Below are 12,696 nucleotides of genomic sequence, written 5' to 3'. Positions count from 1 at the left end.
GCTCCTGCAGGTAGCCCGGCACGCGCGCCTGCAGGGTGATGCTGCGGATCGACTCGACGCGCGCCGCGTAGTCGAGATAGATCGGCAGCGTCTTCTTGACGACGTTGACCACCGGCACCGGCATGACGAAGGCCGCCGGTGCAGGTGCTGCGCCCGCCGTGCCGCCGTTGAGGCTCAGATTGCCCATGTCGAGCAGGTGGACGCTGGCCACCGAGATCGCGCCCAGCGCGACGGCCGTTCCCAAAGCGATTTTCCATTTACGCATATTGATCTCCAATCCTATTCGGCCGCCTGGGCGAGCTATTCAGCCGCTTGGGCGAGCGGCTGAGGCGCCGGCTCGGCGGTCGGTTCAATCTCTTGTTGGTGCGGGGCATACTGGCGCCCCGTGGCAGGTTCCTGCTCGCCGCCGCGCTCGCGCAGCTTTTCGATGACCGCGTAGAAGACCGGCACGAAGACCAGCGACAGGATCGTCGCCGCCACCATGCCGCCGAAGACGGTGGTGCCGATCGACTGCCGGCTGGCGGCACCCGCGCCCGTCGCGAACATCAGCGGCAGCACGCCGAGGATGAAGGCGAAAGCCGTCATCAGGATCGGCCGCAGCCTCAGCCGTGCGGCTTCCATCGCCGCCTCGACGATGGTCAGGCCTTCCTCGCGCCGCCGTCGGGCGAACTCGACGATCAGGATGGCGTTCTTCGCCGCCAGGCCGATCAGCATGACGAAGCCGATCTGCGAGTAGACGTCGATCTGCATGCCGCGCAGCAGGAGCACCACGAAAGCCCCGAACAGGGCAAGCGGCACGGCGAGCAGCACCATGAAGGGCATCGCGAAGCTCTCATACTGCGCCGCCAGGATCAGGAAGACGAAGACGATCGCCAGCCCGAAGACAACAGAGGCGATCGAGCCGGCTTTGAGCTCCTGATAGGTGATGCCCGTCCACTCATAGCCGAAGTCCCGCGGCAACACATTCGCCGCCGCCCGCTCCATCGCCGCCACCGCCTGCCCGGACGAGAAGCCCGGAGCCGCGCCGCCATTGATGAGAGCCGAGGCATTGTTGTTGTAATGGGGCACGGTCTCGGGGCCGACGATCGGCACCAGTCTGCCCAGCGTGCTCAGCGGCACCATGCCGCCCGACGCGTTGCGCACGTAGAGGCGCGAGATGTCGGTCGCGTCGGCGCGCGCGTCCTTGTCGGCCTGGATGGTCACACGGAAGGTGCGGCCGAACAGGTTGAAGTCGTTGACGTAGAGCGAGCCGAGATAGATCTGCAGCGTGTTGAACACGTCCGGCAGGCTGAGGCCCAGAAGCTTCGCCTTGCTGCGGTCGAGGTCGTAGTTGAACTGCGGCGTCGAGGTCGAGAAGGACGAGAACAGCTGCTGCGGGTTGAGCTCCGGCTGCTTGCGCGCCTCGGCGATCAGCGCCTGCGTCACTTCGTTGAGCGCGGCGCTGCCGCGGCCCGAAAGATCCTCCACCTGGAACTCGAAGCCGCCGGTGGTGCCGAGGCCCGGGATCGAGGGCGGATCGAAGGACAGCGCGAAGGCTTCCGGCATCTGCAGGAGCTTGCTCCGCACCTGCTCGACCAGCTTCGAGGCGTTCTGCTCAGGCCCGCGCTCGTCCCACGGCTTCAGGATCGCGAATTCGACCGCCGAGTTCGACTGCGCGGCGCTGGTCAGGAAGTTGAGGCCGCTGATCGAGCCGACTATGTCGACGCCGGGCGTGTTCTGCAGGATGTCGCGCGCCTTCTGCGCCACAGCATCGGTGCGCTCCAGCGAGGCGCCGTCCGGCAACTGGATGACGACGAAGAAATAGCCCTGGTCCTCCACGGGAAGGAAGGTCGAGGGCAGTTTCTGCCAGACGAAATAGGTGGCGACCAGGCCGGCCGCGAACAGGCCGAGCATCGCCCAGCGCAGCTTGATCAGGATGCGCACGCCATGGGCATAGGCATGCGACAGCCAGTCGAAGCCGGCGTTGAACCAGCGGAACAGCACGAACTGCGTCTCGCCGCGATGGCGCAGGAACGCTGCGCTCAGCGCCGGGCTGAGCGTCAGCGAGTTGAAGGCCGAGATGCCGACCGAGATGGCCACCGTCAGCGCGAACTGGTTGTAGAGCCGCCCCGACACGCCGGGGATGAAGGCGACGGGAATGAACACCGCCGCCAACACAGCGGTGGTGGCGATGATCGGTCCCGTCACTTCCGCCATCGCCGCGCGCGTCGCGGCCAGCGGCGCGAGGCCGGCTTCGAGCTGTCGCTCGACATTCTCGACGACCACGATGGCGTCGTCGACGACGAGGCCGATCGCCAGCACCATGCCGAGCAGCGAGAGCATGTTGAGCGAGAAGCCCAGCATGTACATGATGGCCAGCGTCGCGATCAGCGAAACGGGGATGGCGATGGTCGGGATGATGGTGGTGCGCCAGCTCTGCAGGAAGATGAACACCACGGCAACGACCAGCACCAGAGCTTCGCCGAGCGTGATCAGCACGTCATGCATCGAGGCCGAAACGAAGCGCGTCGTGTCGTAATGCATGGCGTAGTGGACGCCCTTCGGGAAGCGCGCCGACAACTCCTGCATCTTGTCCTTGACCCGCTGCTGCAGGTCGAGCGCGTTGGAGCCCGGCATCTGGTAGACGGCCAGCACCACGGTCGGATCCTTGCCGAAGAAGGCGGATGAGGAATATTGCAGCGCGCCGAGCTCGATGCGGGCGACGTCGCGCAGCCGCACAAGCGAGCCGTTCGCCGGATCGGCGCGCACGACGATGTCGCCGAATTCCTTCGGGTCGCTGAGGCGACCGACCGCGTTGACCTGCATTTCGAAGGCGGTGCCGGCAGGCGCCGGCGACTGGCCGATCTTGCCGGCCGCCACCTGTACGTTCTGTTCGGCAATGGCATTCTGCACGTCGACGGCGGTGATGCCGAGATTGGCCAATTTGTCCGGATCGAGCCAGACGCGCATCGAATAGCGGCGCTCGCCGAAGATCTGCACGTCGCCGACGCCGGGCAGCCGCTTCAGCGGGTCGACCACCTGCAGATAGGCAAGGTTGCTCAGCGCCACCGGATCGACGGAGCCGTCCGGGGAGGTGAGGTCGACGATCAAGACGAAATTGGGGTTCTGCTTCTTGATCGTCACGCCGCCCTGGTTGACGATGGCCGGCAGGGAGGATGCCGCTTGCGAGACGCGGTTCTGCACGTCGACGGCCGCGGTGCTCAGCGGATAGCCGACATCGAAGGTGATGGTGATGGTCGAGGAGCCGTCATTCGAGCTCGTCGACGACATGTAGGTCATGCCTTGCACGCCGTTGATCTGCTGTTCGAGCGGCGTGGTGACCGTATCGGCCACCACCTGCGCGCTGGCGCCCGGATAGTGGGCGCTCACCACCACTTGCGGGGGCGTGATGTCGGGAAACTGCGAGACCGGCAGCAGGAAATAGGCGATCGCGCCGGCGAGCACCATGATGATGGCGATCGCCGATGCGAAGATCGGACGGTGGATGAAGAAGTTCACCATGATGCGGATGCCTCGCCGAACGGTTTTGCGAAATGGCGCATGCGCCGGGTCCGGCCGGAGCCGGAGTCCTCCAGGAAGGCTGGCGGGACTTCGCCCGGCGCCTGTTCCGACGCGCGCGAGCGCAGCATCCGTTCGAAGGCCTTGGGATCGACCCCGTCCGCCTTCATCACCAGCCGGATCATCGGATCCCGGATGGCTTCGTCGATCGTCAGATCTTTGCGCTTCTGCATAGGAGCGGCTCCTTGCTTGCGGTCCGCATCGAATGATCGCGGACCGTTTTTCTCGATTTCACCGGCCGAAGCCGCATGACAGGCAGGTCTTCTGTCCTATCTCGCTCTGGCAGGGCCTATCGGTGGGGGCCTTGTCGTTGACGACGGGCGACATAGGTGTTACCAGTAAGTAACATCTAGAAGTTACAGACCGGTAACACCCTAGTCAAGAGGTGGCCGAGGGTTTTTTGGAAACGACGAAAGGAGATCATGATGACAGACGGCGTCGTGGAGCGTTCTCGCCCCCGGGATCGGATCCTGGAGACGGCGCAGGACATGTTCCACAAGCACGGCATCAAGGGCGTTGGCGTCGACGCCATCACCGAGGCTGCCGGCACCAACAAGATGACGCTCTATCGTCACTTCGAATCCAAGGACGAACTGGTCATCGAATGCCTGCGCGCCACGGCGGCGAAGGCCTCGAGGATATGGGACGAGTTCGAGGCCGAGCATCCGGGCGATAAGCTGGCCCAGTTGCACGCCTGGGTCCGCAAGGCTTCGGAACTGCTCAGCGTCGACAGCCGCGGCTGCGACATGGCCAATGCGGCGGTCGAGCTCACCGAGACCGATCACCCGGCAAGGCGCGTCATCAAGGAACTGAAGGAAGCCCAGCGCGAAAAGCTCGTTGCGCTTTGCCGCGATGCCGGGATTGGCCAGGCGGAGCTTCTCGCCGACACGCTGTCGCTGCTGCTTGAAGGCGCGCGCGTCTCGATGCAGAGCGTCGGCGCCGAAGGCCCCAGCGCGCAGTTCGTGCGCATGGCCGAGAGCCTGATCGCTTCATTCCGGGCGCGCTGATCCGCTTCCGAGCGCCGAAGTCCCCCTTATCCGGCCCCTCGGGCCACCTTCTCACCGAGGGGAGAAGAGGTTGGCGCCGGCGCTGACGATCTCCTCTCCCCTCGGGGAGAGGTCGGATTGCCCGAACTGCCCTTGCAATTCGGTTTGGCAATCCGGGTGAGGGGGATTCTGCGGTTGCCGCCTGCACACGTGCAAAGAAAAGCCCGCTGCCGGGAGGAGGTGGCAGCGGGCTCGATTTCGAATACGGCGCGGGAGGAGGTGCACCGCATTCATCGTCGGCATCCATCTGGGAGGAGGAGATGGCCGACACCAAAATCTATAAGCGTTGCCCAACGATTCGGCAATCATGAAAGTTGCATAGCTGGTGTGCAGAATTGTCGCATCGCCGACCAATCCTCCGACAAATCCGAACAATGCGCGTTTGCCAGGGCGCGCTAACTCATTGAACCGGCACGTTTTCCTTGAAGATCAGTCGCGGCTCGATGAACTTCTTCGTCAGGTACGGCGCCGATGAGGCGATCGAGCCGAGCAGGCGGATCACCGACTGCTCGGCGATCAGCCGCGCATTCTGGTCGATGACGACGTCGGCGAGATCGTCGACCAGGTACCGGCGCGTTTCCTTCGTCAGGTCATGACAGATGAAGACCGGCTTCTTGCGCGGTTTGGCCTCAAGCAAAGCCTTTGCCACGCCAGAGTGCCCCGCGCCGACGCAATAGATGCCGAGCAGTTCCGGCTCGTTGTGCAGCGCCTGCACGGTTGCGCGGTAGCTGGCATCCGGTTCGTCATTGATCTCGACCGCGCGCGAAATGGTGAGATTGGAGAACTCCTCGCTGAGCACCGAGCGGAAGCCCATCTCGCGCTCTTCATGGCCGCGATAGGAGCGCGAGCCGACCACCATCGCCAGATGGCCGGTCCTGCCGCCGAGAAAACGCCCCATCAAGAGCGCCGCCATGCGCCCGGCGACCCGATTGTCGATGCCGACATAGGCCGAGCGGGGTGCAGCCGGCACGTCGGAGACGAGGGTAACCAGCCGGATGCCCGCCTCGACGAGCTCGCGCAGGATGTTGCGCGTGCGCGGATGGTCTACGGCGATGACGCCGACACCGTTGGCCTTGAGCGAGAGGTTCTCGACCGCGCCCTGCAGCGCGCTGGGCGAAATGCCCGCGAGATTGTGGATGCGGCAGGAGGCGACCAGCGGCAGGCGCGCGGCATAGTCTTCGATGTGATGGGCGAGATCGGCCATGAAGGCGTTGCTGCCGATCGGCAGGAAGAATTCCAGATGCGCCGGCTTCGACGGCAGCACGACCTGGTCGAGCGTCGGCAGATAGCCGAGCTGCTTGGCCGCCTCCATCACCCGCTGCCGGTTGGCAGCACTCGCGCCCGGACGGTTGTTGAGCACCCTGTCGACCGTCGCGGTCGACAGGCCGCAGCTCCGGGCGATGTCGGCTACGGTGGCTTTCATGGGTCCAGTCATAGGATGGGATGCGAGCGCCTGTCAGGCCAAAATCAACTCCAGGCTAAAATCAGCCATGCGGTCTTGGGCCTTCGGCGATGGCGTCGCGGATCTCCTTGTCCGACATGCCGGTGATGATGCGCTCGACCTCGGCGACGGTGGTCTGCTTCGGGTCGATGTCGTCGGCCACCACCTTGCCTCGGCGCATCACCACGATGCGGTCCACCACCTGGAAGACATGGTGGATGTTGTGGGCGATGAAGATGCAGGAGTGGCCGGAATCGCGGGCACTGCGCACGAAGCTCAGCACGCCTTGCGTCTCGGCGACGCCGAGATTGTTGGTCGGCTCGTCGAGGATGATGAGATCGCTGTCGAAATGCATGGCGCGCGCGATCGCCACCGCCTGCCGCTCGCCGCCCGACAGCGAGCCGATCGGCGTCGTCGGCGGGATGTTCTTCGAGATGCCGACTTGTTTCAGCAGGTCGCGCGCCACCGAGTTCATCGCCTCCTGATCCATTCGGTTGAGGAAGCGCGGCGGCTTGATCGGCTCGCGACCGAGGAACAGGTTGCGCGCGATCGATAGCTGCGTGACGAGAGCCGAGTCCTGGTAAATGGTCTCGATGCCCTCAGCGATGGCGTCGCTGGTGCTGCGGAAATCCACCTTCTTGCCGCGAACGAAGATATCGCCGCTGGTCAGCGGCACCGCGCCCGACAGCACCTTGATCAGGGTCGACTTGCCGGCGCCGTTATCGCCGAGCAGGCCGACGATCTCCCGTTCGTTGACATGGAAGTTGGCATCCACCAGCGCTTGCACGCGCCCGTAGGACTTGCGGATGTTCGTCATGCGGATGAGCGGTTCGGCCATAGGTCAAGTCCCTGCCTGGTGCCGGCGTTCGAGCCATGAATGCAGCGCCATCATGCCAAGGATGATCGCGCCGATGAAGATGTTGTAGGCGAGCCCCGGCACGCCGATCAGCACGATGCCGTTGCGCATGACGCGCAGGATCAGGATGCCGAGCACCGTGCCGATGATGGTGCCGCGTCCGCCGGTCAGCGCCGTGCCGCCGATCACCACCATGGCGATCACCTCGAGCTCGTAGCCGGTACCGCTGTTCGGGTTGGCGGCCGAGGTGCGCAGCGACGAGATGACGCCGGCCAGCGATGCCATCACCGCCGAGAGGATGAACAGGCCGACCTTGACGCGGCTGACATTGACGCCGCGCGCCCGCGCCGCATTGGGATTGCCGCCGGCCGCCTGGATCCAGTTGCCGGTGCGGCTTTGCGTCAGCACATAGCCCAGCACGATCGCCGCGCCGATGAACCAGAACAGCGATGCATAGATGCGGAACGGCCCGATGTAGAAATCGCCGACCAGCATGTCCGCCAGCCAGCTTCCTTCGGCGCTCCAGGTGCGCTGCGGAAAGCCGTCGGTTACGAACAGCGCGGTGCCGCGCACCACCAGGAGCATGCCGAGCGTGACCAGGAAGGACGGGATCTTGAGCTTGGTGACGAACCAGCCATTGACCAGTCCGATGATGGCCGCGACCACCAGCGCGATGGCGAAACCCATCTCCAGCGAAGTGACGCCGCCGTTGAACAGCGTCCACATCAGCACCGGCGAGAAGCCGAACAATGAGCCGACCGAGAGGTCGAATTCGCCCGATGTCATCAGCAGGGTCATCGCCAGCGCGATCAGGCCGAGCTCGACGGTGAAGGCGAGGATGTTGGAGATGTTCTGCGGCGACAGGAAATCCGGATTGATGCCCCAGAAGACGACGAGTTCGACGATCAGCAGCACCAGCGGGCCGAATTCCGGCCGCGCGATGAAACTTTGGATGAAGGAACGGTTTTCCATGGAGCCCGCGACGTGAATGAACTTGGCTGAAGCCCGCGCGGCGGCAGGCCCGGCGAAAGGAATGGCCGTGGCCGCGGAGGCGGCCACGGCCATCGGTCGCGGATTACTTGCCGGACAGGATCTTATCGTAGACGCCGGCGGTGTCCTTTTCATAGAGCGCGCCGGTGATCACGTTGAAGCCCGGAGGAATGCCGGCCGAGGCCATCGCGGCAAGCGACAGCGCGACATAGCTGGTCGCCTGCGGGTCCTGCCACTGCGCCGCGTTGACATAGCCGTTCAGCACTTCCTGGGTGCTGTCGAGCGAGTTGCCCCAACCGACGACCGGGATCTCGCCCGGCTTGACGCCGACCTGGTCGAACACGCGCTTGATCGAGCCGGTGACGAGGTCGCCGAGGCCGATGATAGCCTTCACCTTGCCCTTGTGGGCGGTGAGGTAGTCGACCATGCGGTTGATCACTTCGGCCTGGTCGAGCGTCGCTTCGGTCACCTCATAGGTGATGCCGAGCGGCCCGAACACGCTCTTGATGCCTTCCTCTTCCTGCACGCCATAGGTGGCGCCGGGAACTTCGACGGGCATCCAGACGAAGTCGCCCTTCTTCACCAGGCCCTTGTCGACCAGATATTGCGCCCAATGCTTGCCGAACGTCGTGTTGTCGCCGCCGACATAGGCGTTGAAGTTCGCCTTCGGGTCGGGCGTGTTGAAGTTGATGATCGGGATGTTGGCCGCGCGCGCCTCCTTGGCCAGTTCGATCAGGCTGCCCGGATCGGGGCTGGTGGTGGCGATGCCATCGGCCTTGGCCGAGATGGCGGCGCGGATAGCTTCCTGCTGCGAGGCGACGTCGCCATTGTGGAACGAGGTGTTCACGGTGTTGCCGGTGTCTTTCGCCCATTGCTTGGCGCCGGCCAGGAAGTAGGTCCAGACCGGATCGGCGGGGCCGCCATGCGAAATCCAGTAGAACGTCTTGGCCTCGGCCATCGCCGGAATGGCGAGTGCCGCGATCAAGCCAAGCACGAGCAGTCTCAGCCTCGAAAGCATTCGATTTCCTCCCATGTTGAAAACTTTCCTCCACATCAGGCGCGATGGGCCCCAAGGACCGCATCTCCTGCCAGCGCCGACCGGATGCATTAGAGCATTCCCTTTTTCGGTCGCTGACAAGCCTTCATCGCCAATGGATGTTGGCACAGCGAAGCGCGCCATCAGCAATCCCATCAGATTGCATCAGTTCAGGTGCTATTTTCCTGGGCAAGCGGTGCCGTCGGCCCGTCAGTTGCCGGACCGTATGTGGTCTAACGGGCTCCGGTGCGGTGCTAGAGGAGTCCGGCCCCGGCAAGGTCGCGCATGAGATGGCTGGCGCCGTAGGTCCAGTGCGGACAATCCGGCGACAGCCGCACGCGGTTGACCAGCGCGCCGAGCTTTTCCGACGAGATGGTGACGATGTCGCCGACCTTGTGGGTAAAACCCTTGCCCTTCTCGCCGCGGTCCTTCGACGGCACGAACATTGTGCCGAGGTAGAGCGCCAGCCCGTCCGGATATTGGTGATGCGGCCCCATCGCTGCCTTGACCAGTTCTTCCGGCGAGCGGCTGATTTCCGCCATCGAGCTTGCGCCCTCCAGCGAGAACCCGTCCTCACCCTCGACACTGAGCCGCACCGTGGCGCGCTTCACGTCGGCGATGGAAAACGTTTCGTCGAACAGCCGGATAAACGGCCCGAGCGACGCCGAAGCATTGTTGTCCTTGGCCTTGCCGAGCAGCAGCGCCGAGCGGCCCTCGACGTCACGCAGATTGACGTCGTTGCCGAGCGTGGCGCCGACGATGCGACCCGAGCTGTCGGCGATCATGGCTATCTCCGGCTCCGGATTGTTCCAGGTGGAGACGGGATGCAAGCCGACATCGGCGCCGAAGCCGACGGACGCCATCGGCTGGCACTTGGTGAAGATCTCGGCATCGGGACCGATGCCCACTTCCAGATATTGCGACCAGGCGCCACGCTGAATGAGCTTCGCCTTGATCTCCATCGCTTCCGGCGAGCCGGGTTTCAGCTTCGAGAGGTCGTGGCCGATCAATCCGGCGATGTCGGCGCGAATGGCGTCGGCCTTTTCCGCCGAGCCGCGCGCCTGTTCCTCGATGACGCGTTCGAGCAGGCTGACGACGAAGGTCACGCCTGAAGCTTTCACCGCCTGCAGGTCGACTGGCGAAAGCAGGATGGGCTTCTTCGCGTTGCGCTTCGCCTCGAAGCTGTTGGCCGCGATCTCCTCGAGCGACCCGATCGTCTTGCCCTTGGCCGAGCGCACATAGTCGGACGGATCCTTCAACTCGCAGAGGTCACGCACCGTGGGCGCGGCGTTCGACGTGATGTCGATGACCTCGCCGCCCCGCACCGTGACAACCCGCGGATGGGAGGCTTCGCCGGTCCTGACGCGGCCGACGAAAAGACCATCGGCAGGGAGGCGGGTTGGGTCAGTCATCGTCTTGTCTCCTCTCGATTTTGCGGGCGGCACTTTCCCCGGATTTTGCCCAAACGTCTATCCCGTTGATGGCATCGTTTGTGGGCCAACGGGCTTGCTGTCTCAAAGCATAGGCAGACTGGCCCAAGTGAAACGCGCTTTCAAATTCGTGAAATCTCAAATAGAATTTTCATGAAGCGTCGAATGCTAGGTGATCCTTGCCTGCAGCCTTTTCCGATCCGATCTGGCGGAAGCCTCAGACAGCTCCGGCATTCCAGTCCGAGCTGTCGGCCAGCGGCACGCTCGATGCTGTGATCGTCGGCGGCGGCATCATGGGCCTGTCGACCGCCTTGCATGCGGCCCGCGCCGGGCTTTCGATCCAGGTGCTGGATGCCGGCGCGATCGGGCAGGGCGCGTCCGGCTTGAATGGCGGTCAGGTCATTCCCGGCCTCAAATACGATCCGGAATGGCTGATCGAGCATTTCGGCAAGGAGCGCGGCGAGGCCCTGGTCGACTTCGCCGCCTCGACGGCCGATGCGGTGTTCGATGTGATCCGCGACGAAAAGCTTGCTGTACCGTTCACACGCAACGGCTGGATCCAGGCCGCGCACACCGAAACCGCCTTGAAGGCTGCCGCCAATCGCGACCGGCAGTGGCGGGCACGCGGCGCCGACGTCAAGCTGCTCGACCAGACCGAGATCGCGGCGATGACCGGCGCCAAGGGCTATCTCGGCGGCTGGCTCGACCGCCGCGCCGGCGTCATCGATCCGCTTTCCTACACGCTGGAGCTGGCGCGCGTCGCCACGGCTGCCGGGGCGAAGATCGCAGAACGGCAGAAGGTGGTGAAACTCGGCAAGCAAGCTGGCCTCTGGCGGGCTTCCACGCAAGGCGGCGCTGACCTGCGCGCGAAGTCGGTCGTGCTCGCCACCAATGCCTATACGGACGGCCTGCTGCCCGGCCTGGCGCAGACGATTGTGCCGCTGCATTCCTTCCAGATCGCCACCGCGCCTCTGCCGGCCGAGCTCGCCGCCAGCATCCTGCCGGGCGGTCAGGCCGTCTCGGATTCCCGCCGCATCCTCGTCTACTACCGCAAGAGCGCCGACGGCCGGCTGGTGCTAGGCGGGCGGGGCCGCATGGCGCTGCCGTCCAGCGCCGCGGACTGGGCGCATCTCGAACGCGCGCTCATTCGCCTCTATCCCGCGCTTGGCGGCATCGCGATCGAAAAGCGCTGGTTCGGGCGCGTCGCGATGACGCCGGATCACCTGCCGCATCTGCATGAACCGGAAAAGGGCCTGCTCGCCGTGGTCGGCTGCCAGGGCAGGGGCGTCGGGCTGATGAGCGCGCTCGGCAAGCGCATGGCGAACTATCTGGCGAGCGGTGATGTCGGGCAATTGCCGTTTCTGCTTTCGCCGATCCGGCCGATCCCGTTCCACGCCTTCCGCCAGGTCGGCGTCGCCGCGACCATCGCCTGGTACCGGGTGCTCGACGCATTCGAGCGCTGACGCCGAACGCGTGCAGCGCACAAGCGATTCTACTTGACAGTTTCATGAATATGAAAAAGCATTGGACGATTTCAAAAATCCGATGGGCAGCCCCCAATAGGCACTCAGATGTCGACCATCGTTGCAGCGCGGCCATCGCCGGAATCCCGCATCTCGCCGGTCTTCCGCTTTGCCATGCTGCTGCCGGGCGGGCTGGTCACCTTATTCCTTATCCTGTTCGCGCTCGGCCTGGTGCTCTTCCTCGCCTTCAGGAGCAATGACGGCTCGCTGCTCGGCGCCGGTTTGACGGTCGAAAACTTCGTCACCGTTGCCACCGATCCGCTCTACTGGACGGTGACGCTGCGCTCGCTGGTGATCGCCGGCCTGGTGACGCTGGCAACCGTCGTCACCGCCTATCCGGTCGCCTACTACCTCGCCTTCCATGCCGGGCGCCGACGCAACCTGCTGCTCTTCCTGGTCACGCTGCCGTTCTGGACCAGTTATCTTTTGCGCGTCTTCGCCTGGAAGATCGTGCTTGCCTATAATGGCGTGCTGAATTCGGCCTTCATCGAAAGCGGCCTCTGGTCGGAACCGACGCTGGCTTTCTTGAACACCCCGGCCGCGGTGGTGGTCACGCTTGCCCATGCCTACGCGCCCTTCGCCATCCTGCCGATCTACGTCGCGCTGGACACCATTCCGAAATCACTTCTCGAAGCCGCCTCCGATCTCGGCGCTAGGCCCTTCACCAGTTTCCGCCGTGTCGTGCTCCCCAATTCGATGCCTGGCGTCTTGGCCGCCGCACTCGTCGTCTTCGTGCCTACCGTCGGCGACTATGTCACGCCCGCCATGGTCGGCGGTCCGGCCAGCACAATGATCGGCACGCTGATCCAGTCGCAA

General features: G+C 64.4%; 10 protein-coding genes and 1 pseudogene. 3 read left to right on the top strand and 8 right to left on the bottom strand.

Features of this window, described 5'->3' with window-relative positions; all coding sequences use genetic code 11:
* The 3 genes and pseudogenes from EOA38_RS14110 to EOA38_RS14100 all read right to left on the bottom strand — a co-directional run.
* Positions 1 to 265 (bottom strand): annotated as a pseudogene (locus EOA38_RS14110) (efflux transporter periplasmic adaptor subunit); the annotation flags it as partial.
* Positions 266 to 300: 35 nt separating this feature from the next.
* Positions 301 to 3,501: a multidrug efflux RND transporter permease subunit gene (locus tag EOA38_RS14105; RefSeq protein WP_126095344.1), complete on the bottom strand. Its 3,201-nt coding sequence runs from the start codon at positions 3,499 to 3,501 to the stop codon at positions 301 to 303.
* A complete protein-coding gene (locus tag EOA38_RS14100; RefSeq protein WP_127299454.1) occupies positions 3,495 to 3,731 on the bottom strand; it encodes a hypothetical protein in 237 nt (78 codons plus the stop codon). The genes EOA38_RS14105 and EOA38_RS14100 overlap by 7 nt, the downstream gene beginning before the upstream one ends.
* Positions 3,732 to 3,983: 252 nt before the next feature.
* Here EOA38_RS14100 and EOA38_RS14095 point away from each other — a divergent pair, with 252 nt between their 5' ends.
* Positions 3,984 to 4,565 (top strand): TetR/AcrR family transcriptional regulator, encoded by a 582-nt coding sequence (locus tag EOA38_RS14095; protein WP_126095342.1) that lies wholly within the window; start codon positions 3,984 to 3,986, stop codon positions 4,563 to 4,565.
* Between the two features lie 439 nt (positions 4,566 to 5,004).
* Here the strand turns inward: EOA38_RS14095 and EOA38_RS14090 are convergent, their stop codons facing one another.
* From EOA38_RS14090 to EOA38_RS14070, 5 genes are all read right to left on the bottom strand, one after another.
* Positions 5,005 to 6,027 (bottom strand): LacI family DNA-binding transcriptional regulator, encoded by a 1,023-nt coding sequence (locus EOA38_RS14090; protein WP_127299453.1) that lies wholly within the window; start codon positions 6,025 to 6,027, stop codon positions 5,005 to 5,007.
* 61 nt (positions 6,028 to 6,088) lie between these two features.
* Positions 6,089 to 6,883, bottom strand: a complete 795-nt coding sequence (locus tag EOA38_RS14085) for an ATP-binding cassette domain-containing protein (RefSeq protein WP_126095340.1) — start codon at positions 6,881 to 6,883, stop codon at positions 6,089 to 6,091.
* Positions 6,884 to 6,886: 3 nt separating this feature from the next.
* Positions 6,887 to 7,873: an ABC transporter permease gene (locus EOA38_RS14080; protein ID WP_126095339.1), complete on the bottom strand. Its 987-nt coding sequence runs from the start codon at positions 7,871 to 7,873 to the stop codon at positions 6,887 to 6,889.
* 103 nt (positions 7,874 to 7,976) lie between these two features.
* Positions 7,977 to 8,909 carry a substrate-binding domain-containing protein gene (locus tag EOA38_RS14075; protein ID WP_127299452.1) on the bottom strand — a complete coding sequence of 311 codons (933 nt, stop codon included), beginning with the start codon at positions 8,907 to 8,909 and terminating at the stop codon, positions 7,977 to 7,979.
* 272 nt (positions 8,910 to 9,181) lie between these two features.
* On the bottom strand, positions 9,182 to 10,339 hold the full coding sequence (locus EOA38_RS14070) for a fumarylacetoacetate hydrolase family protein (RefSeq protein WP_127299451.1): 1,158 nt from the start codon (positions 10,337 to 10,339) through the stop codon (positions 9,182 to 9,184).
* A gap of 197 nt (positions 10,340 to 10,536) precedes the next feature.
* On the opposite strand from EOA38_RS14070, the gene EOA38_RS14065 reads away from it, so the two are divergent.
* Positions 10,537 to 11,820, top strand: coding sequence for an FAD-dependent oxidoreductase (locus EOA38_RS14065; protein ID WP_127299450.1), 1,284 nt, complete (start codon positions 10,537 to 10,539; stop codon positions 11,818 to 11,820).
* A gap of 108 nt (positions 11,821 to 11,928) precedes the next feature.
* The coding region (locus EOA38_RS14060; protein WP_145965959.1) for an ABC transporter permease at positions 11,929 to 12,696 on the top strand (768 nt) is incomplete at its 3' end.

Origin of the sequence: Mesorhizobium sp. M1E.F.Ca.ET.041.01.1.1 (assembly GCF_003997355.1) — a bacterium.
In the GTDB taxonomy this organism is placed as follows: Bacteria; Pseudomonadota; Alphaproteobacteria; order Rhizobiales; family Rhizobiaceae; genus Mesorhizobium.
Note: the sequence above shows the minus strand (reverse complement) of the source record. Positions and strands in the feature narration are given on the sequence as shown.

Bases quoted from the DNA above. Each gene is read 5' to 3' on its own strand.
- EOA38_RS14080 (WP_126095339.1), bottom strand. From the start codon at position 7,873: ATGGAAAACCGTTCCTTCATCCAAAGTTTCATCGCGCGGCCGGAATTC.
- EOA38_RS14085 (WP_126095340.1), bottom strand. From the start codon at position 6,883: ATGGCCGAACCGCTCATCCGCATGACGAACATCCGCAAGTCCTACGGG.
- EOA38_RS14105 (WP_126095344.1), bottom strand. From the start codon at position 3,501: ATGGTGAACTTCTTCATCCACCGTCCGATCTTCGCATCGGCGATCGCC.
- EOA38_RS14090 (WP_127299453.1), bottom strand. From the start codon at position 6,027: ATGAAAGCCACCGTAGCCGACATCGCCCGGAGCTGCGGCCTGTCGACC.
- EOA38_RS14075 (WP_127299452.1), bottom strand. From the start codon at position 8,909: ATGCTTTCGAGGCTGAGACTGCTCGTGCTTGGCTTGATCGCGGCACTC.
- EOA38_RS14070 (WP_127299451.1), bottom strand. From the start codon at position 10,339: ATGACTGACCCAACCCGCCTCCCTGCCGATGGTCTTTTCGTCGGCCGC.
- EOA38_RS14095 (WP_126095342.1), top strand. From the start codon at position 3,984: ATGACAGACGGCGTCGTGGAGCGTTCTCGCCCCCGGGATCGGATCCTG.
- EOA38_RS14100 (WP_127299454.1), bottom strand. From the start codon at position 3,731: ATGCAGAAGCGCAAAGATCTGACGATCGACGAAGCCATCCGGGATCCG.